This is a genomic window from Aeromonas sp. EU05-FHT14A05 (assembly GCF_058791175.1).
Window position 1 is genome coordinate 125,535 of the sequence record NZ_JBYTDH010000004.1, and the last position, 20,098, is coordinate 145,632.

Here is a 20,098-nt window from a genome sequence, read left to right on the forward strand (position 1 = left end):
TCAGCCTGGTCTGCTGCCGACGACTGAGCCGCCGCTCCCTTCCTGCTCCTCGTCTCTGTAGAGCGCCTGCTTGCAGCGGGGGCAGATGTGCTGGCGCCGGTAGTCGGCCTGGTGCACCACCCCCACCTCGAGCTGCTGATGGTGGCCGCAATGGATGCAGAAGATGATATCGCCATCGACGGCCTCGGGGTGGGCCGCCAGGTACTGCGCCCGGGTGGGCAGCGTCTCCCAGCGGGTGGTGCAGGCGCCCTTGCGACTGCCGGTGTAATAGACCCAATAGAAGATGGCAAAGACGGCGACAATCACGAACAGCATCAGATGATCCATGGAATTCCCCCTTGTGGTGAGAGAGGCAAATGCAGGGCTCTGGTGCGACCCTGTGCGCCAAAGGGCCCTGCCGTTGCCAGCCGATGGCCGCTCGCCAGGCTTCGCAGCCCCTGTGCCGTCTAAAGATGTTATCTGTTAGTAAATGCTATATCCATGATCTGGCTCTGGTTTTTGCCCTCCATAGGGGAGGACTCAGGGGGCGGGTCAGACAGGATTGCCGGGCGTCCCGGGAGGGGCCGAGCCGACGGAAGGGGCGCCGGCCCCGCGAGAGGCAAGGGGAGAGAGGGGTGTCCGGCTTCGAAAATTGCGACGTATTTTACATTTTATAAACAAGTTTTTGGGTGGTTGGACTGTCTCTTTGATCCAGCTCACGTTACAATGCGCGGGCCCACTTCACCTATCGCGCAAACGATTTTCAGGAGATAAACGGATGTTGAAACGTGACATGACCATCGCCGGCTATGATCCAGAGCTGTGGCAGGCCATCACAGACGAAACCCGTCGTCAGGAAGAACATATCGAGCTGATCGCGTCTGAGAACTACACCAGCCCCCGCGTCATGGAAGCCCAGGGCTCCCAGTTGACCAACAAGTACGCCGAAGGCTACCCGGCCAAGCGTTACTACGGCGGTTGCGAGTACGTCGACGTGGTCGAAACCCTGGCCATCGAGCGCGCCAAGGAACTGTTTGGTGCCACCTATGCCAACGTGCAGCCGCACTCCGGCTCCCAGGCCAACAGCGCCGTCTACATGGCCCTGCTGCAGCCGGGCGACACCGTGCTGGGCATGAACCTGGCCCACGGTGGTCACCTGACCCACGGCTCTCCGGTGAACTTCTCCGGCAAGCTGTACAACATCATCCCCTACGGCATCGATGAGTCCGGCAAGATCGACTATGACGAGATGGAACGTCTGGCGGTCGAGCACAAGCCGAAGATGATGATAGGTGGCTTCTCCGCCTACTCCGGCATCGTCGACTGGGCCCGCATGCGTGAAATCGCCGACAAGATCGGTGCTTACCTGTTCGTCGACATGGCCCACGTGGCCGGTCTGATTGCCGCTGGCGTCTACCCGAACCCGGTGCCCCACGCCCACGTGGTCACCTCCACCACCCACAAGACCCTGGCCGGTCCGCGCGGTGGTCTGATCCTCTCCGCCGCCGACGACGAAGATCTGTACAAGAAGCTGAACTCCGCCGTCTTCCCGGGTGGTCAGGGCGGCCCGCTGATGCACGTCATCGCCGGCAAGGCCGTGGCCTTCAAGGAAGCGCTGGAGCCCGAGTTCAAGACCTACCAGGCCCAGGTCGTCAAGAACGCCAAGGCCATGGCTGCGACCTTTATCGAGCGCGGCTACAAGATCGTCTCCGGCGGCACCGACAACCACCTGATGCTGGTTGACCTCATCGGCCGCGAGCTGACCGGTAAGGACGCCGACGCCGCACTGGGCAAGGCCAACATCACCGTCAACAAGAACTCGGTGCCGAATGACCCGCGCTCTCCGTTCGTCACCTCAGGTGTGCGGATCGGTACCCCGGCCATCACCCGCCGCGGTTTCAAGGAAGCCGAGTCCATCCAGTTGGCCAACTGGATCTGCGACGTGCTGGACAACCACGACAACGACGCCGTGCTGGCCACCGTTCGCGAGAAGGTGCTGGACATCTGCCGCCGTTTCCCGGTTTATGCCTGATACGCCAGAGACTCTGGTATAAAAACAATGCCACCCCAGGGTGGCATTGTTGTTTCTGCTCCGGCCTTGCCATAGGGCTGTACTCATTCGACCGACAAAGGAGGCACCATGCCAAATCAGACCGCGCTCAGTGATGAGGAACTCATCTCTGCCATCCGCGCCCAGTATCATTTTCGCCCAAGCCCCGAGGGCCTGCTGGCCTGGGATGTGCGCCGTCTGGTGCGGCTGAGCCGCGGGTTGCCGGTGCGCGCCGTGCCACTCTCGCAGATCGCGGAGCTCGATAGCGAGCACTGGTACGGGCATGGCAGCGTGAAGCCCACGGTGCGCAGCATAGTAGAGCACTGCCAGCTGATGCAGGCCGCCGATCTCGCCTATCCCATCCTGCTGGACAGCGCCGGCCGGGTGATGGATGGCATGCACAGGGTGGGCAAGGCGCTGATGCAGGGCCATACCCATATCGATGCGGTGCAATTCGAGCAAGATCCGGCCCCCGACTATGTGGATTGCGATCCGGATCTGTTGCCCTACGACGACTGAACCGGCGCCATTTCAGCCCCAATGCCACCTGTGGGTGGCATTGTTTTTTCTGGGCTTTTACCGGCTTTGGATGGCCGTGCTACACTGGCCGGCCAAGATCCTGACCCCGCGGGGCAGGTGCCTTTTCCGTTAACGCCGGAGGTCCGATGCATTGCCCTTTCTGTAGTGCGGTTGATACCAAGGTGATCGATTCCCGTCTGGTGGCAGAAGGCCATCAGGTGCGCCGCCGTCGTGAATGCCTGCTCTGCCACGAGCGCTTCACCACCTTCGAGATGGCCGAGCTGGTGATGCCCCGTGTCATCAAGTCCAACGGCTCCCGCGAGCCCTTCAATGAAGACAAGCTGCGGGCCGGCATACTGCGGGCCCTGGAGAAGCGGCCGGTGAGCATGGAGGCCATCGAAAAGGGGGTCAATCACATCAAGTCCCGGCTGCGTGCCACCGGCGAGCGCGAAGTCGCGTCCCAGCTGGTGGGCAACCTGGTGATGGATGAGCTCAAGAGCCTGGACAAGGTGGCCTATATCCGCTTCGCCTCCGTCTATCGCAGCTTCGAGGACATCCGCGAATTCGGCGAAGAGATCGCCAAGCTGGAGAAATAAGCCAGCCACCCACGGATTGCGTTAGCACCCCTATTTTATCGCGTTGAACGGGAGCCCAGATGTTTAGTCAAGATGATTACCAATGGATGAGCCGGGCCCTCGAGCTGGCCCGTCGCGGCCGTTACACCACGGCTCCCAATCCCTGTGTGGGCGCCGTGCTGGTGAAGGCCGGCGTGGTGGTGGGGGAGGGCTGGCACCAGCGTGCCGGTGAACCCCATGCCGAGGTCTATGCCCTGCATGCCGCCGGGGAAGAAGCTCGCGGCGCCACCGCCTATGTGACCCTGGAGCCCTGCTCCCATCACGGTCGCACCCCTCCCTGTGCCGAGGCGCTGATCAAGGCCGGGGTGACCCGGGTGGTCGCCGCCATGGTGGATCCCAATCCCCAGGTAGGGGGGCGCGGGCTGCGCATGCTCTCCGAGGCGGGCATCAAGACCGACTTCGGCCTGCTCAGCGCCGAGGCCGAGGCGCTGAACCCCGGCTTCTTCAAGCGGATGCGCACCGCCTTCCCGCAGGTGACGGTCAAGCTCGGCGCCAGCCTCGACGGTCGCACCGCCATGGCGAGCGGCGAGAGCCAGTGGATCACCTCCCCGGAGGCGCGCCGGGACGTGCAGCGGCTGCGTGCCCGCCACGATGCGGTGCTCTCCAGCGCCGAGACGGTGCTGGCCGACGGCGCCTCCCTCAACGTGCGCTGGGACGAGCTGCCGGCCTCGGTCAAGGCCGTTTATCCCAAAGAGACCCTGCGCCAGCCGCTGCGGGTCATCGTCGATTCCCAGAACCGGCTGACTCCGGACTTGCCCCTGTTCCAGAGCGAGAGCCCTGTGCTGCTGGCCCGTCACAAGGTCGACGGGGACTGGCCTGCCTGGGTGCAGCAGCTGACCCTGCCGCTGCTGGATGGCAAGCTGGATCTGGTGAGCCTCTTCATGCTGCTGGCCAAGCAGAACATCAACTCTGTGCTGGTGGAGGCGGGCCCCAGGCTGTGCGGCGCCCTGCTGGCCAAGGGGCTGGTGGACGAGCTGGTGCTCTATCAGGCTCCCAAGCTGTTGGGGGATGAGGGGCGCGGCCTGTTCCACCTGCCGGAGTTGACCCGGCTGTTCCAGGCCCCCAAGCTCACTGTCAAGGATGTGCGTCTGGTGGGGCAGGATATTCGCATCACAGCGAAAATAGCCTGATTTATCAATGTTCAAGGGGGCAGTCACTGCCCCCGTCATCAGCAAGGTGATCTGCATGTTTACCGGAATTATCGAAGCCATGGGCACCCTGGCCGCCCTGCGCCGCCAAGGGGATGACATGGCCCTCACCGTCCACGCGCCGACCCTGGACTTTGGCGACGTCAAGCTGGGCGACTCCATCGCCACCAACGGCGTCTGCCTGACCGTGGTGGCCCTGGGGGACAAGAGCTACACCGCCGACGTCTCCCTTGAGACGCTCTCTCGCACCGGCTTTGCCGAGGCCAAGGTAGGGGATCCGATGAACCTCGAGAAGGCGCTGATGCCGAGCTCCCGCCTCGGCGGCCACCTGGTCTCCGGCCACGTGGATGGCATCGGCGAGGTGAAGAGCAAGTCCAGCAGCGGCCGCGCCATCGAGTACTGGATCGAGGCGCCAAAGGAACTTTCTCGCTACATCGCCGAGAAGGGGTCGATTGCGGTGGATGGCATCAGCCTGACGGTCAACGCCGTGCAGGGGGATCTCTTTCGCCTGACCATAGTGCCCCACACCGCCCAGGAGACCACCATAGCCCGCTGGAAACCGGGCCACAGGGTGAACCTGGAGGTGGATCAGATCGCCCGCTATCTGGAGCGGCTGATGCAGGGCAGGGCGCAGGAGCAGGGCGGATCCAGCCTGACCCTGGAGACCCTGGCCCGATCCGGGTTTATCTGACAGGCAGGGGAGCGGGCAAAACACGGTTCTGTGATCCCGCTCCGATTGAAATGGGGCCCCGCGCCCCCATCTAGCACACAATGATGCAGTATCAAGCCGAGCCGGCAGGCTCAATTCCCCAAGCATGTTGATGGAGTAGCCCATGGCGCTGAGCACAACCCAGGAAATCATTGCCGATATCAAGGCGGGCAAGATGGTGATCCTGATGGATGACGAAGACAGGGAGAACGAAGGGGACCTCATCATGGCCGCCTCCTGTGTCCGTCCGGAGGATATCAACTTCATGGCCCGTTACGGCAGGGGCCTCATCTGCCTGACCCTGACCCGGGATCGCTGCAAGCAGCTGGCGCTGCCGCTGATGGTGGACAGGAACAACGCCCAGTTCTCCACCGCCTTCACCGTGACCATAGAAGCGGCCGAAGGGGTGACCACGGGCATCTCCGCCGCCGATCGCGCCGTGACCGTCCAGGCCGCCGTCGCACCGAACGCCAAGGCCGCCGATCTGGTGCAGCCCGGCCACATCTTCCCGCTGATGGCACAGGATGGCGGCGTGCTGACCCGTGCCGGCCACACCGAGGCGGGCTGCGATCTGGCTCGTCTGGCCGGTTACGAGGCGGCCTCCGTCATCGTCGAGATCCTCAACGAAGATGGCACCATGGCGCGCCGTCCCGATCTCGAGATCTTCGCCGAGCAGCACGGCATCAAGCTGGGCACCATCGCGGATCTTATCGAGTACCGCAACCAGCACGAGACCACGGTGGAGAAGGTGGCCGAGTGCAAGCTGCCCACCGAGTTCGGGGAGTTTGACCTCGTCACCTTCCGCGACACCATAGACAACCAGGTGCACTTCGCCCTCAAGAAAGGCGAGGTGAAAGCCGACCAGCCGACCCTGGTGCGGGTCCATCTGCACGACGTGCTGAGCGATCTGCTGCTGACGGATCGCCACAGCGCCCGCAGCTGGCCGCTGCCCAAATCCATGGCCCGCATCGCCGCCGAGGGCGGTGTGCTGGTGATCCTGGGGGCCGAAGCCCAGGGCGCCGAGCTGCTGGCCCGGGTCAAGGGCTTTGAAGCCGCCGACAAGGGACTGGCACCGGAAGGGGCCAAGTGGCAGGGCACCTCGCGCCGGGTCGGCGTGGGCTCCCAGATCCTCAAGGCACTCGGGGTCGGCAAGATGCGCCTCTTGAGCTCACCGAAGAAATACCATGCTCTCGGCGGCTTCGGCCTCGAGGTGGTGGAGTACGTCGGCGAGTAAGCCTCTGACGGGTTGAATGACTATCCTGGCCGCTCGTTGCGGCCATGGTTTTTTGTCGCGGCTCTGTTGTGCTAGAATGCGTGCACTTTTGGCCCCGGCCCCTATTGATTGCACAGAGACAGGATTTCCAATGAAGATTATCGAAGGGAATATCGCCGCTCCCGAGGCGCGTGTTGCTATTGTCGTTGCCCGTTTCAACAGCTTCATCAATGACAGCCTGGTGAACGGTGCGGTAGACGTACTGAAGCGTCAAGGCCAGGTCCAGGACAGCAATCTCACCCTGGTGCGCGTGCCGGGTGCCGTCGAAATTCCCCTGGCAGCCAAGAAGCTGGCCAAGAGCGGTCAATACGACGCCATAGTCGCGCTCGGTACCGTCATCCGTGGTGGCACCTATCACTTCGAACTGGTGGCGAGCGAGAATGGCAAGGGGCTGGCCCAGGTGATGATGGAGTATGAAATTCCCGTCGCCTTCGGCGTACTGACCACTGAAAACATTGAACAAGCCATCGAGCGCGCCGGTACCAAGGCGGGTAACAAGGGTGCAGAGGCTGCACTGAGCGCGCTCGAAATGATCAACGTCCTGAAACAACTGGACGTGTAACGAGGAGAAGTACATTGAAACCGTCCGAGCGCCGTAAGGCCCGCCATTGCGCCACCCAGGCCATCTACCAGTGGCAGATGACCCAGGCCAACGTGGGCGACATCGAAGAGCAGTTCAAGATCGATCAGGACACCAAGGGTGTGGACCTGAGCTATTTCCGCGATCTGCTGTTCGGGGTTGCGGTCCACTGCAACGAGCTGGACAAGGTGTTCTCGCCTTTCCTCTCCCGTCCGCTGGAAGAAGTGGACATGGTGGACAAGGCGATCCTGCGTCTGGCGACCTACGAGCTGACCCGTCGTGATGATGTGCCGCCGCGCGTGGTGATCAACGAAGCGATCGAGCTGGCCAAAGCCTTCGCCGCCGATGACAGCCACAAGTTTGTCAACGGTGTACTGGACAAGGTGATCAAGACGCTGACCAAGCGTTGATCCTGACGTCCATCAGCATTAAGAGAGGAGCCAGCCTAACCGCTGGCTTTTTACTGTATGGGTGAATTTGAGCTGATTGAGAAGTACTTCAAGGTCCCCCACGCCCGCAAGGACGTGGTGATGGGCCCAGGGGATGACTGTGCCCTGCTGACCCTGCCTGCCGATACCCTGCTGGCGGTGAGCACGGATACCCTGGTGAGCGGCGTGCACTTCTTCCCGGACATGGATCCGGTGGATCTGGGCTACAAGGCGCTGGCGGTCAACCTCTCCGATCTCGCCGCCATGGGGGCAGAGCCGCGCTGGGTCTCCCTGGCGCTGACCCTGCCCGCCGTCAACGAGGCCTGGGTTGCGGGCTTTGCGGAAGGGTTCCTCGAGCTTGCCGAATATTACAATGTGGCCCTGGTGGGGGGGGACATGACTCGCGGGCCACTCTCCATCACCGTCTCGGTGAAGGGATCCGTACCGATCGGTCGTGCCCTGATGCGCAGCGGCGCCAGGGTAGGGGACGGCATCTATGTCACCGGCACCCTGGGGGATGCGGCCCTGGCCCTTTCCCATCTGCTGGGCAAGCGCACCCTCAACGAGAACCAGCTGGCGGCCGTGCTGCCCAGGCTCGATCATCCCCATCCCCGCATTCTGGCAGGACAAGCCCTGCGCGGGTTGGCAAGCAGTGCGCTGGATCTCTCCGACGGCCTGGCTTCCGATCTCGGCCACATCCTCAAGGCGTCCGGCGTGCGGGCCCAGATCGATCTCGACCTGCTGCCGCTCTCGCCCGTGTTGCAGGACGCCGTGCCCGCACGGGATGCCTGGCAGCTGGCGCTGGCCGGTGGGGATGACTACGAGCTCTGCTTCACCGTGCCGCAGGAGCATCACGGTGCCCTGGACACGGCGCTGGCCAACTGTGGCGTCAGATTCACCCGCATCGGCCGCATCCAGGCCGGCGACCCCGGCATCGACTATGTGCAGGGTGAGCAGCCGGTCGAGCTTCATCTCAAGGGCTGGGATCACTTCGCATGAGCTTTTTCAAGATAAGGCCCGAGCTGACAGGCCTGAGCCTGAAGAACCCGCTCCACTTGCTGGCGCTGGGCTTTGGTGCCGGTCTCTCCCCCAGGGCGCCGGGGACCATGGGGACGCTCGCCGCTATCCCTCTTTACCTGCTGGTGAGCGGTCTGCCGACCCCCTGGTTCATCGCCCTGCTGGCGGTGGGGTTCGTGGCGGGTATCCGCATCTGCCAGGCGGCCACCGATGCCATCGGTATGCCGGATCACGGCGCCATCGTCTGGGACGAGGTGATAGGGTTCGGCGTCACCATGATAGCGGCCCCCGCCGGCTGGGAGTGGGTGCTGGCCGGCTTCGTGCTGTTCCGGCTGTTCGACGTGCTCAAGCCCTGGCCCATCTCCTGGTTCGATCGCCGTATTCACGGCGGACTCGGCATCATGCTGGATGATCTCATCGCCGGCCTATTCGCCCTGCTCTGCATGCAGTTGCTGGCCCGCTGGTAAGGCGGGTCGGCGATCACGGCCGTCATGACGGGCCTGGCCCTCGCTGCCGCGCAGTTTCATCGTCTGTCTGCCCGCTCTTTCCATACAATTAAGCGTCAGGCGCAGTTCCTTGATGGGACTGCGCCTTTTTGTATGCAATCCCCCCGCCTTGTCCGGTGATGGCGAATTGGGCTCTGGCAGATCATTCTGAGTTGACCCTATTTATCTCTGCTTAGTTTTCCTTCATCCAGATATGCTGCCGTTAAAAAATCATTTCACATAAATATTCACTACTCATTCGAAGCCGCGCACTCTGCGTTGAATAGTGGATTCGATTGCTTGTTACATCTTTGTTGAAATTTAAATAAGCTAATCTCTCGCATTGCCATCACAATCTCTGTTAATGTGATATTTATCGACATTTTGCGCCAATGGCGAGTGCGTTATCTGCGCAAAGTATTGCGAAATTGTATAACTGGATCATTTACACCCGCTGGCAAACCGACTAACTTACTCGCGGGTTATTCCAAAAAAATGCAAAAAACCCGCCCGGATCGCTGGTTTGGCTGCCTCATGGATTGAGCGTTTACTGCACAAGAGAAGCTCTCAACATTAAGTACCAAGGCACAACCAGCATCTGCGGCTGATTTACGGACGAATTATTTGGGACGGATGTCCCCCGCAGAGGTAACCATGTCCTTGCTCGAAGTGAAAAACTTGCGGATCGAGTACCCCTCCCGTTATGGGGTGCTGGCCGCGGTCAAGGATCTCTCTTTTTCCGTGGAAAAAGGCGAGATCGTCGGAGTGGTCGGTGAATCAGGTGCCGGCAAGTCCACCATAGGCAATGCCGTCATCGATCTGTTGAGCCCGCCCGGTCGCATCGCCCGTGGCGATATCTACCTCAACGGCGAACTCATCTCCGGCAAGAGCCAGAACGAGATGCGGGCCATCCGTGGCTCCCGTATCGGCTTCATCTTCCAGGATCCCATGACCTCCCTCAATCCGTTGTTCACCGTTGAACAGCAGCTGGTGGAGACCATACTGGCCAATACCGATCTCAATCGCGAGGCCGCCTTTGCCAAGGCGCTCGAGCTGATGGGAGCGGTCGGGATCCCGCAGCCGGAAGTGCGCATCAAGCAGTACCCGCACCAGTTCTCCGGTGGCATGCGCCAGCGGGTGGTCATCGCCATCGCGCTGTCTGGGGATCCCGAGCTCATCATCGCCGATGAGCCGACCACGGCGCTGGACGTCTCCATTCAGGATCAGATCCTCCAGCTCATCCGCAACCTCTGCAAGGAGCGTCAGGTCGGCTGCATGCTGGTGACCCACGACATGGGCGTGGTCTCCAACGTCACCGACAAGGTGGCTGTCATGTACCGCGGGGATCTGGTGGAGTTCGGCACCACCGAACAGGTGCTGGGTCGCCCCAGCCACCCCTATACCCGCAGCCTCATCTCGGCGGTGCCCCGCTCCGATGTGAAGCTGGTGCGCTTCCCCCTGGTCTCCTACATAGAGGATGCCGGTGCACCGGATCTCAGCATCGATCTCAAGACCCACTGGCTCGGCCAGAGTCAGGACGAGCGCGCCTATGAAGGGGCCCTGCTGCGGGTGGAGAACGTGGATCTGAAGTTCGTCACCAAGGATTCCATCTTCCCGAGCCGTCGCCAATACGTGCGCGCCTGCAACAACATCAGCTTCGAGATCTTCGAGGGTGAGACCTTCGGTCTGGTGGGGGAGTCGGGCTCCGGCAAATCCACCATAGCCCGCGCCATCACCGGCCTCTATCCGCCCGATACCGGCAAGATCTTCTTCGAGGGGATCGATCTCACCGCCCTGAAAGGGGAGCATGAGCGCCGCCCGCTGCGCCGCCAGATGCAGATGGTGTTCCAGAACCCTTACTCCTCGATGAACCCGCGCATGAAGGTGCGTGACATCATCGCCGAGCCGATCCGCTTCCACAAACTGGCGACCAGCGAGAGCCAGATTGAGGGCATAGTGAGCGATCTGCTGGATCACGTCGGCCTCGGCCGCGGGGCCGGGGTCAAGTATCCCCACGAGTTCTCCGGTGGTCAGCGCCAGCGTATCTCCATCGCCCGCGCCCTGGCGACCCGGCCGCGCTTCCTCATCTGCGACGAGCCCACCTCGGCGCTGGATGTCTCGGTGCAGGCCCAGATCCTCAACCTGCTCAAGGATTTACAGCAGGAGCTTGGGCTGACCATGCTGTTCATCAGCCACGATCTGCCGGTCATCCGCCAGATGTGCGACCGCATCGGCGTGATGCAGCACGGCCACCTGGTGGAGGTCGCGGAGACCGAAAAACTGTTTACCAATGCCGAGCATGAGTACAGCCGCAAGCTGATCTCCCTCATGCCGGAATTTAAGGGAATGTCCCGCGAGGGGCTGGAAATCGCAAGCTAGGAAAGCACCGGTTCGCCGGTTTGTCTGTCAATAAAAAGCCAAAAGCATGGAGAAAGACATGAAGAAAGGATTATCCAAGATCGCCATGGCGCTGTTCGCCGCTGGTCTCGCGTTCAACGTTTCTGCCGCCGACATCAAGGTTGCCGTCGCCTCTGACGCCACCTCGCTGGACCCGCAGGAGCAGCTCTCCGGTCAGACCCTGGAGATGTCTCACCTGGTGTTCGATCCCCTGATGCGTTACACCCAGGATCTGCAATTCGAGCCGCGTCTGGCCGAGAAGTATGAGCGCATCGACGACAAGACCGTCCGTTTCCACCTGCGCAAGGGGGTCAAGTTCCACTCCGGCAACGACTTCACCGCCGATGACGTGGTATGGACAGTCAACCGTCTGAAGGCCTCCCCGGACTTCAAGGCTATTTTCGACCCCATCGCCGAAGCCAAGAAGGTGGATGACTTCACCGTGGATCTCGTCACCGCCAAGCCGTTCCCGCTGGTGCTGCAGACCGTCACCTACATCTTCCCGATGGACTCCAAGTTCTACAGCGGCAAGGATGAAGCCGGCAAGGACAAGGCCGCCATCGTCAAGAACGGCGACTCCTATGCCTCTACCCATGTTTCCGGTACCGGTCCGTTCAGCGTCAAGTTCCGCGAGCAGGGCGTGAAGCTGGAGTATGCCCGCAACGCCAACTACTGGGACAAGGCCTCCAAGGGCAACGTCCAGAACCTGACCGTGGTGCCGATCAAGGAAGACGCGACCCGTGTAGCCGCCCTGCTGGGTGGTGACGTGGACATGATCTACCCGGTTGCCCCGAACGATCTGGAGCGCGTGAAGAACGGCAAGGATTCCCAGCTGGTGACCCTGTCCGGTACCCGCGCCATCATCATCGAGCTGAACCAGAACACCAACCCGGCGCTCAAAGACAAGCGCGTGCGTCAGGCGATCAACTACGCCATCAACCAGGTTGGCATAGTCGACAAGATCAACAAGGGCTTCGGTACCCCCGCTGGCCAGCTGAGCCCGAAAGGCTATGCCGGTTACAACGAGGCGCTCAAGCCCCAGTATGATCTGGCCAAGGCCAAGGAGCTGATGAAGGAAGCCGGTTACGAGAAGGGCTTCAAGATGACCTTCATCTCCCCGGCTGCCCGCTACGTCAACGACGTCAAGATCGCCCAGGCCGTCTCCGCCATGCTGTCCAAGATCAACATCAAGGTGGATCTGAAGACCATGCCGGTGGCCCAGTACTGGCCCGAGTTTGACAAGTGCGCCTCCGACATGCAGTTGATCGGCTGGCACTCCGACACCGAAGACAGTGCGAACTTCTTCGAGTTCCTGACCTTCACCAAGGATGCCAAGACCGGCATGGGTCAGTACAACTGCGGCGGTTATGCCAACGCAGAGGCTGACAAGATGGTGATGGAAGCGAACACCGAAACCGACCCGGCCAAGCGTGCCGCCATCCTGCAGAAGGTGGAAGCCATGCTGATCGACGACGCTGCCTATGTGCCCTTGCACTGGGAAGACCTGGCCTACGGTGCCAAGAAGAACGTCGACATCAAGCCTGTGGTCAACGTGATGAACTTCCCTTACCTGGGTGACCTGGTGGTCAACAAGTAAGTGAAGCGCTAAGGAAGGACCTGGCGGGGCGTCCATGGGTGCCCCGCCATTAACAGAAGCCTGTGCCAAGACACAGGCCACGTAGAAGGACAAGCATGTTTACATTCCTGCTGAAACGGTTCTATCAGGCCGTGATAGTGATGTTCGTCATCAGCCTGGTCGCCTTCTCCATCCAGGACAACCTGGGGGATCCGCTGCGCGAGCTGGTGGGACAATCCGTCTCCGAGTCCGTGCGCCAGGAGCTGCGCGACAAAATGGGCCTCAACGATCCCTTTTTGGTGAAATACAGCCGCTTCCTGCAGAACGCGGTGCAAGGGGATCTGGGCACCTCCTATTTCTTCAAGCGACCGGCCCTCGAGGTGATCCTCGACAAGCTGGTGGCTACCCTTGAGCTGGTGTTTGCCGCTGCGCTCATCATCGTCGTAGTCTCCATTCCGCTGGGGGTTTATTCGGCGATAAGACCGCGCAGTTTCCTGACCAAGCTCATCATGGCGGTGAGCAGCATCGGCATCTCGATCCCGGTCTTCCTGACCGCCATCATGCTGATGTACCTCTTCTCCATCCAGCTCGGCTGGCTGCCGGCCTATGGCCGTGGCGAGACCTACAACCTGCTGGGCTGGGAGTCGGGCTTCTTTACCTGGGACGGCATCCTGCACCTGATCCTGCCTGCGGTGTCCCTCTCCTCCATCATGCTGCCGCTGTTCATCCGGCTGGTACGCTCCGAGATGCTGGAGCAGCTCTCCTCCGAGTACGTGAAGTTCGCCCGTGCCAAGGGGCTGGACAACAACAAGGTCTACTACCAGCACGCCCTGAAGAACACCATGCTGCCGGTCATCACCGTCGGCGGCGTGCAGATCGGCACCATGGTGGCCTACACCATACTGACCGAGAGCGTGTTCCAGTGGCCGGGGACGGGCTTCCTGTTCCTCGAGGCGATCCACCGGGTCGATACCCCGCTGATCACCGCTTACGTCATCTTCGTGGGCCTAATCTTCGTGGTGACCAATACCCTGGTCGACCTGCTCTACGGGTTCATCAACCCGACCGTCAACCTGACCGCCAAGGGGTAACAGATGACTAACGCTGTAACTGCAAGCCCAAGCCGTTGGGCGCGATTCAAGAACTCTGACATTGTCTACTACTTCCTGCGGGACAAGGTAGCCATGTTCAGCTTTGCGGTGTTTGTGGTGTTCGTGCTGGCGGCGCTGCTGGCGCCCTGGCTGGCACCGCACAACGTCTATGACCAGACCAGCTTCGATCTGATGGATGCGGAGCTGCCGCCCTCCTGGCTTGAAGGGGGCGAGGCGCGCTTCTGGCTCGGTACCGACAACCAGGGACGGGACATCTGGAGCACCATCCTCTATGGCGCCCGCATCTCGTTGACCATAGGCCTGTTCGCCGTCGGTCTGCAGCTGGTGCTCGGCATCGTCATCGGCCTTATCGCCGGTTACTTCGGTGGTCGCATCGACAACCTGCTGATGCGCTTTGCCGACGTGCAGCTGTCGTTCTCCACCATGATGGTGGCCATCATCATCTCCGCCATCTTCCAGGCGACCTTTGGCTCCGAGTTCTACTCGAAGTTCGCCATCCTGATGCTGGTGGTGATCATCGGCATCGCCGAATGGCCCCAGTATGCCCGGACGGTACGCGCCTCCGTGCTGGCGGAGAAGAAGAAGGAGTACGTGGAAGCGGCCCAGGTGATGGGGTTCCGTGCCCCGCGCATCATGTTCCGCCACATACTGCCGAACTGCCTGTCGCCCATCCTGGTCATCTCCACCGTGCAGGTGGCGAACGCCATCATGAGCGAGGCGGCACTCTCCTTCCTGGGGCTGGGCATGCCGGTGGATCAGCCGTCGCTGGGGTCGCTCATCAGCGTGGGCTTCAACTACATCTTCTCCGGCTCCTGGTGGATCACCGCCTTCCCGGGCATCTGCCTGGTGGTGCTGGTGCTGGTCATCAACCTCTTGGGTGACTGGCTGCGGGATGTGTTCAACCCCAAGATCTACAAGGGCTGATAAAAACCAGTCCTCACACTTACTGCGAGGGCGTGATCAAGGCTCATGTGCTGCTCGCTTATGTGGAATCAAGGAGTGCTCACGTATATCTATACGCTCCGGTTCCTGCGCAGCTCTTCACCTTGCTGACGCCCTTCTCGCGACAGTGTGTGCACAGGTTTGAAATAATGGATAACAAGAAGGGCGCCATCAGGCGCCCTTCTTTATTTGCTCGTCAACGTGCCTGATCAGGCCTGCAGCCAGGCCTCGATACTGGCCTGGATACCTGCGCCATCCAGCCCCAGCTGGGCATAGATCTCCTCCTGGGTGCCTTGCTCCACGAAGCGATCCGGCAGCCCCAGATTGAGCACAGGCTTACACTGCTTGGCATGCATCAGCAGCTCGTTCACCGCAGAGCCGGCCCCGCCCATGATGGCGTTGTCCTCGAGAGTGACAAACTGATCGTGGGAGGCGGCAAGGGAGAGCACCAGCGCCTCGTCCATGGGCTTGACGAAGCGCATGTCCACCAGGGTGGCGTCCAGCGCCTCGGCGGCGGCCTTGGCCTGATGCAGCAGGGTGCCGAACGCCAGTATGGCGGTGCCTTTACCCTGGCGAACAATCCGGCCCTTGCCGAGTTCAAGTGCCTGCATCTCGCTCATGATCTCGCTGCCGCAGCCGCTGCCACGGGGGTAGCGCACCGCAGCAGGCTGGTTGCACTGATAGCCGGTGAAGAGCATCTGGCGGCACTCGTTCTCGTCGGACGGCGTCATCACCACCATGTTCGGCACCGTGCGCAGGAAGCTGATGTCGAACGCCCCCTGATGGGTGGGGCCATCGGCGCCCACCAGACCGGCGCGGTCGATGGCGAACAGCACCGGCAGGTTCTGCAGCGCCACGTCGTGGATCAGCTGGTCATAGGCCCGTTGCAGGAAGCTCGAATAGATGGCGACCACGGGTTTCTTGTCGGCGATGGCGAGGCCGGCGGCGAAGGTGACCGCATGTTGTTCGGCGATGGCCACGTCGAAGTAGCGATCCGGGTACTGCTGGCTGAACTTGACCAGGCCGGAGCCCTCGCGCATGGCGGGGGTGATGCCGACCAGTTTCTCGTCTTTCGCCGCCATGTCGCACAGCCACTGGCCGAAGATGGCGGAGAAGGTCGGCTTGCCGCCGGCGCTCTTGGGCAGGGCGCACTCGTCCGGGTTGAACTTGGGGACGGCGTGATAGCCGATAGGGTCTTTCTCTGCGGGCTCGTAGCCCTTGCCCTTCTTGGTCTTGACGTGCAGCAGCTGGGGACCCTTGAGGTTGCGCATGTTGCGCAGGGTCTCGACCAGAGCGTGGATGTCGTGGCCGTCGATGGGGCCTATGTAGTTGAAGCCGAACTCCTCGAACAGGGTGCCTGGCACCACCATGCCCTTGAGGTGTTCCTCGGCCCGCTTGGCCAGCTCCTTGACCGGCGGCAGCCCAGCCAACACCTTCTTGCCGCCTTCGCGGATGGTGGTGTAGAGCTTGCCGGACATCAGCCTGGCCAGGTGGTTGTTGAGCGCCCCGACATTCTCGGAGATGGACATCTCGTTGTCATTGAGCACCACCAGCATGTCCTTGTGGACATCGCCTGCATGGTTGAGGGCCTCGAAGGCCATGCCCGCCGTGATGGCGCCGTCACCTATGACGGCCACCACCTTGCGGCCCAGCCCCTCGCTCTCGGCGGCAACCGCCATGCCGAGGGCGGCACCTATGGAGGTGCTGGAGTGGCCCACGCTGAGCACGTCGTACTCGCTCTCTTCCCGCCAGGGGAAGGGGTGCAGGCCATCTTTCTGGCGAATGGTGTGAATGCGCTCGCGCCGACCGGTCAGGATCTTGTGGGGATAGGCCTGATGGCCCACGTCCCACACCAATCGATCGAAGGGGGTGTTGTAGACGTAGTGCAGCGCCACCGTCAGCTCGACTGTGCCGAGGCCGGAGGCGAAGTGGCCGCTGGAGCGGCTCACCGAGCGCAGCAGATACTCGCGCAGCTCTTCGCACAGAATGGGCAGCCGCTCTTTGGGCAGGGATCGCAACTCGACCGGCGTATCCGCGAGGGCCAGGTTGGGGAAATCGCTAATATCAACGCTCATATTGTTACTGTTATCCAGCGTTTAGTGGGTTCGCTCGATGATGTAATCGGCAAACGCTTCCAGAATGTCGGTATTGTAGGGCAAGGATTGCAGGGCTGTTAAGGCCTTGTCATGCAGTTCGCGAGCCAGCTCACGGGCAGGGTCGAGACCGAGCAGGGCCGGATAGGTGCTCTTCTCCTGCGCCAGATCCGAGCCTTGCGGCTTGCCCAGGGTGGCGGTGTCGCCCGTGATGTCGAGGATGTCATCCTGCACCTGGAAGGCGAGCCCGATGGCGGCGGCATAGGTTTGCAGCGCGGCCAGGGTGGCGGGTTCCACGTCGGCCTTGCACAGGGCCCCCAGGGTGACGGCGCACTCGATGAGTGCGCCCGTCTTGTGGCGGTGCACCTGCTCCAGCTCGGCGAGGCTTATCCGGCGGCCTTCGGCCTCCAGATCCAGCGCCTGACCGCCGCACATGCCTAGATAACCGGAGGCGCGGGCCAGGGCGCTCAGCATCCGTACCCGGTTGGCCAGCAGCGCGTCGGGGAGGGGATGATCCGCCAGGATGGAGAAGGCCAGGGTCTGCAGGGCATCACCGGCCAGGATGGCGGTGCCTTCATCGAACGCCTTGTGGACTGTCGGTTGGCCGCGGCGCAAATCGTCGTTGTCCATGGCGGGCAGATCGTCGTGCAGCAGGGAGTAGGCGTGAATGCACTCCACCGCGGCGGCAGGGCCGTCGAGCCGCTCGCTTGGCACCCCCAGCATCTCGCCCACGGCGTAGACCAGGAAGGGGCGTACCCGTTTGCCGCCGAGCAGCAGGCCGTATTTCATCGCGTCCCGCAGGCGCGGCGCCATGGCGGGCAGAGCCTCAAGCTGTGCCGAGAGACAGTCGTCGATGCGGCGCCGGTGCAGGCGGGAGAAATCGTCCAGGGTCACTCACTCCTCTCCTTGCTCTGATCGAAAGGGGACCGCCTGTTCGCTGCCGTCGGCCTGGGTCAGGAGGATCTGGATCTTCTGCTCGGCCTGCTCCAGCTTCTGCTGGCCGGCCCGCACCAGATGGATGCCCTGTTCGAATTGTTTGAGTGCCTCCTCGAGGGGGAGCGACCCCTGTTCGAGTTGATGCACTATGGTTTCCAGCTCTTCCAGGGTGGCATCAAAACTCAGACGGTCGATTTTTTTACTGGCCATGTCCATCCTCGGGGATTGAAAAAAACGGCTCATCTTAACATCGACCGGGCACAGGGGGGAGGCAGAAAAGTGTGCCGTCCTCAAACTATCCTGACCGCGGCCGATAGAAAGGGGCTGGCATCCATGTACTGCCGATGGGTTATTGAGGTGTGCCGGGCTTGCTGCCAGGGGCGCAATAGCAGAAAATTCAACAAAATATAAATAGATGGCAAGTTCGGTGACAGGAGTAGGGATGTGGATTTAGGCAGTCTGATAGGCATAGTGCTGGGATTCGGGGTGGTGGTGTACGGCATGCTGCTGGGTGGCCCCATGAGCATGTATGTGGATATGCCCTCGGTCTATATCACCATACTGGGTTCCCTCTTCATCTGCATGATGAAGTTCAACCTCAGCCAGTTCCTGATGGCGTTCAAGGTTGCGGGCAAGGCCTTCATGTACAAGGGCGACAAGCTCGACGATCTGATTGCCAAGGCAGTGGAGCTGGCGGACGCGGCCCGCAAGGGAGGCTTTCTGGCGCTGGAGGCGGCGGAGATCCCCAATCCCTTCATGAAGAAGGGCATCGACATGCTGGTGGACGGCCATGACGCCGACGTGGTGCGCGCCGTGATGGAAAAAGACATAGAGCTGACCTCTGAGCGCCACGTCATCGCCGTCAAGGTGTTTCGCTCCCTCGGCGACCTCGGTCCCGCCATGGGGATGATAGGTACGCTAGTGGGGCTGGTGGCTATGCTGGCGAACATGAGTGATCCCAAGTCCATCGGCCCGGCCATGGCGGTGGCCTTGCTGACCACGCTGTACGGGGCGATCGAGGCCAACATGATCGCCATCCCCATCGCCGACAAGCTGGAGCTGCGTAGCGGCGAGGAGCAGCTGAGCCGCACCCTGATCCTCGACGCCATCATGGGCATTCAGGATGGCCAGAACCCTCGCGTGATCCAGGCCATGCTGCAGAACTACTTGAATCAGTCCAAACGCAACAACGGGGTTGAATAGGAGGCCCCATGGCAAAGTGCAAGTGTCCGCCGCCCGGCCTGCCCGGTTACATGGGTACCTTCGCCGATCTCATGTCCCTGTTGATGTGCTTCTTCGTGCTGCTGCTCTCTTTTGCGGAGATGGATGTGCAGAAGTTCAAGCAGATCGCCGGCTCCATGGAGAAGGCGTTCGGGGTGCAGAACATCCTGGAGGTGAAAGACATCCCCAAAGGGACCTCGGTCATCGCCCAGGAGTTTCGCCCCGGCCGGCCTGAACCGACGCCCATCGACACCATCATGCAGCAGACCATAGACATGACCCAGACCGAGCTGGATTTTCAGCCCGGGGATGCGGATCAGGCGGGAGGCCATGACAAGACCGAGGGGCAGCAGAGCGGCGGCGACACCGCCCAGCAGGCCCAGAAGGCGCAGCAGCAGTCCAACGAATTGGCAAAGGCGCTGGCCGAGCAGATGCAGGCCCAGATCCAGGACGGGGCCATCGAGATAGAGGCGCTGGGTCAGCAGATCATCATTCGCATCCGCGAGAAGGCGGCGTTCCCGGCGGGCTCCGCCTTCCTGCAGCCCCAGTTCTGGCCGGTGATCCGTAAAGTCGCGACCCTGCTCAAGGATGTGCCGGGGGAGATCACCGTCTCCGGTCATACCGATGACGTCGCCACCGAAGACGAGCTGTTCCAGTCCAACTGGGAGCTTTCGTCCCAGCGGGCGGTGGCGGTGGCCCACCAGATGATCAAGGTGCCCGGCTTTGACGGCAACCGCCTGGTGGTGCAGGGCATGGCGGATTCCCAGCCGCTGGTGCCGAACAACAGCCCGGAGAACCGGCGCATGAACCGGCGGGTGGAGATCGCCATCATGCAGGGCAAACCGACGGTATCTGCCCCTATCGGGGTGGCGGATCCCAAGTAGCTTTAGCCAGGAAGCGCGATCCCGCTCGCAGGGGCTGACATGGATTTTGTGACGGCTTCATATTAAGATGCCTCATCCGAACCGATAGCTGCGGCTCTCTTTGATTGCCGCAGC

20 protein-coding genes are annotated in these 20,098 nt (G+C 61.7%); 16 read left to right on the forward strand and 4 right to left on the reverse strand.

Annotated features, from left to right (window positions below; all coding sequences use genetic code 11):
* Complete coding sequence (locus AC3WR3_RS07725; protein WP_139437313.1) at positions 1-327, reverse strand: hypothetical protein; 327 nt, start codon at positions 325-327, stop codon at positions 1-3.
* 430 nt (positions 328-757) lie between these two features.
* Here AC3WR3_RS07725 and glyA point away from each other — a divergent pair, with 430 nt between their 5' ends.
* The 14 genes from glyA to AC3WR3_RS07795 all read left to right on the forward strand — a co-directional run bounded on the left by glyA (position 758) and on the right by AC3WR3_RS07795 (position 14,832).
* Positions 758-2,011 (forward strand): serine hydroxymethyltransferase, encoded by a 1,254-nt coding sequence (gene glyA, locus AC3WR3_RS07730; protein ID WP_043153250.1) that lies wholly within the window; start codon positions 758-760, stop codon positions 2,009-2,011.
* A gap of 108 nt (positions 2,012-2,119) precedes the next feature.
* Complete coding sequence (locus AC3WR3_RS07735) at positions 2,120-2,548, forward strand: hypothetical protein (RefSeq protein ID WP_492291581.1); 429 nt, start codon at positions 2,120-2,122, stop codon at positions 2,546-2,548.
* A 146-nt stretch (positions 2,549-2,694) separates the two neighbouring features.
* Positions 2,695-3,144 (forward strand): transcriptional regulator NrdR, encoded by a 450-nt coding sequence (gene nrdR / locus AC3WR3_RS07740; RefSeq protein WP_025326027.1) that lies wholly within the window; start codon positions 2,695-2,697, stop codon positions 3,142-3,144.
* Between the two features lie 59 nt (positions 3,145-3,203).
* Positions 3,204-4,313, forward strand: coding sequence for a bifunctional diaminohydroxyphosphoribosylaminopyrimidine deaminase/5-amino-6-(5-phosphoribosylamino)uracil reductase RibD (gene ribD / locus AC3WR3_RS07745; protein ID WP_247625704.1), 1,110 nt, complete (start codon positions 3,204-3,206; stop codon positions 4,311-4,313).
* A 55-nt stretch (positions 4,314-4,368) separates the two neighbouring features.
* Positions 4,369-5,022 carry a riboflavin synthase gene (locus AC3WR3_RS07750; RefSeq protein ID WP_492291582.1) on the forward strand — a complete coding sequence of 218 codons (654 nt, stop codon included), beginning with the start codon at positions 4,369-4,371 and terminating at the stop codon, positions 5,020-5,022.
* Positions 5,023-5,164: 142 nt separating this feature from the next.
* Complete coding sequence (gene ribBA, locus AC3WR3_RS07755) at positions 5,165-6,274, forward strand: bifunctional 3,4-dihydroxy-2-butanone-4-phosphate synthase/GTP cyclohydrolase II (RefSeq protein WP_454009581.1); 1,110 nt, start codon at positions 5,165-5,167, stop codon at positions 6,272-6,274.
* A gap of 130 nt (positions 6,275-6,404) precedes the next feature.
* Positions 6,405-6,875 carry a 6,7-dimethyl-8-ribityllumazine synthase gene (ribH, locus tag AC3WR3_RS07760; RefSeq protein WP_139437323.1) on the forward strand — a complete coding sequence of 157 codons (471 nt, stop codon included), beginning with the start codon at positions 6,405-6,407 and terminating at the stop codon, positions 6,873-6,875.
* Between the two features lie 14 nt (positions 6,876-6,889).
* Entirely contained in the window at positions 6,890-7,303 is a 414-nt protein-coding gene (gene nusB / locus AC3WR3_RS07765; protein WP_139437325.1) for a transcription antitermination factor NusB, read from the forward strand.
* Positions 7,304-7,360: 57 nt separating this feature from the next.
* The gene (thiL, locus tag AC3WR3_RS07770) at positions 7,361-8,320 is read left to right on the forward strand and encodes a thiamine-phosphate kinase (protein WP_492291583.1); all 960 of its coding nucleotides are present in this window, start codon (positions 7,361-7,363) and stop codon (positions 8,318-8,320) included.
* Entirely contained in the window at positions 8,317-8,805 is a 489-nt protein-coding gene (locus AC3WR3_RS07775; RefSeq protein ID WP_454009583.1) for a phosphatidylglycerophosphatase A family protein, read from the forward strand. Before thiL ends, AC3WR3_RS07775 begins: the two co-directional genes overlap by 4 nt.
* A gap of 672 nt (positions 8,806-9,477) precedes the next feature.
* The gene (locus tag AC3WR3_RS07780) at positions 9,478-11,202 is read left to right on the forward strand and encodes a dipeptide ABC transporter ATP-binding protein (RefSeq protein WP_139437331.1); all 1,725 of its coding nucleotides are present in this window, start codon (positions 9,478-9,480) and stop codon (positions 11,200-11,202) included.
* 58 nt (positions 11,203-11,260) lie between these two features.
* Complete coding sequence (locus tag AC3WR3_RS07785) at positions 11,261-12,817, forward strand: ABC transporter substrate-binding protein (RefSeq protein ID WP_106887629.1); 1,557 nt, start codon at positions 11,261-11,263, stop codon at positions 12,815-12,817.
* Positions 12,818-12,912: 95 nt separating this feature from the next.
* Positions 12,913-13,887 (forward strand): ABC transporter permease, encoded by a 975-nt coding sequence (locus AC3WR3_RS07790; RefSeq protein ID WP_202046534.1) that lies wholly within the window; start codon positions 12,913-12,915, stop codon positions 13,885-13,887.
* Between the two features lie 3 nt (positions 13,888-13,890).
* On the forward strand, positions 13,891-14,832 hold the full coding sequence (locus AC3WR3_RS07795; RefSeq protein ID WP_025326038.1) for an ABC transporter permease: 942 nt from the start codon (positions 13,891-13,893) through the stop codon (positions 14,830-14,832).
* 227 nt (positions 14,833-15,059) lie between these two features.
* On the opposite strand, the gene dxs is transcribed toward AC3WR3_RS07795, so the two are convergent.
* The 3 genes from dxs to xseB are packed head-to-tail and all read right to left on the reverse strand — an operon-like array spanning position 15,060 to position 18,089.
* Positions 15,060-16,925 (reverse strand): 1-deoxy-D-xylulose-5-phosphate synthase, encoded by a 1,866-nt coding sequence (gene dxs / locus AC3WR3_RS07800; protein WP_492291584.1) that lies wholly within the window; start codon positions 16,923-16,925, stop codon positions 15,060-15,062.
* Between the two features lie 21 nt (positions 16,926-16,946).
* Positions 16,947-17,837, reverse strand: a complete 891-nt coding sequence (ispA, locus tag AC3WR3_RS07805) for a (2E,6E)-farnesyl diphosphate synthase (protein WP_319912706.1) — start codon at positions 17,835-17,837, stop codon at positions 16,947-16,949.
* Positions 17,838-18,089 (reverse strand): exodeoxyribonuclease VII small subunit, encoded by a 252-nt coding sequence (gene xseB / locus AC3WR3_RS07810; RefSeq protein WP_025326041.1) that lies wholly within the window; start codon positions 18,087-18,089, stop codon positions 17,838-17,840. It lies immediately after the preceding gene.
* A gap of 234 nt (positions 18,090-18,323) precedes the next feature.
* Between xseB and pomA the strand changes: the two genes are divergently transcribed.
* Both pomA and AC3WR3_RS07820 read left to right on the forward strand, forming a co-directional pair.
* Positions 18,324-19,082: a flagellar motor protein PomA gene (pomA, locus tag AC3WR3_RS07815; protein ID WP_139437339.1), complete on the forward strand. Its 759-nt coding sequence runs from the start codon at positions 18,324-18,326 to the stop codon at positions 19,080-19,082.
* Positions 19,083-19,090: 8 nt separating this feature from the next.
* On the forward strand, positions 19,091-19,984 hold the full coding sequence (locus AC3WR3_RS07820; RefSeq protein WP_139437341.1) for a flagellar motor protein MotB: 894 nt from the start codon (positions 19,091-19,093) through the stop codon (positions 19,982-19,984).
* Positions 19,985-20,098 lie beyond the last annotated feature (114 nt).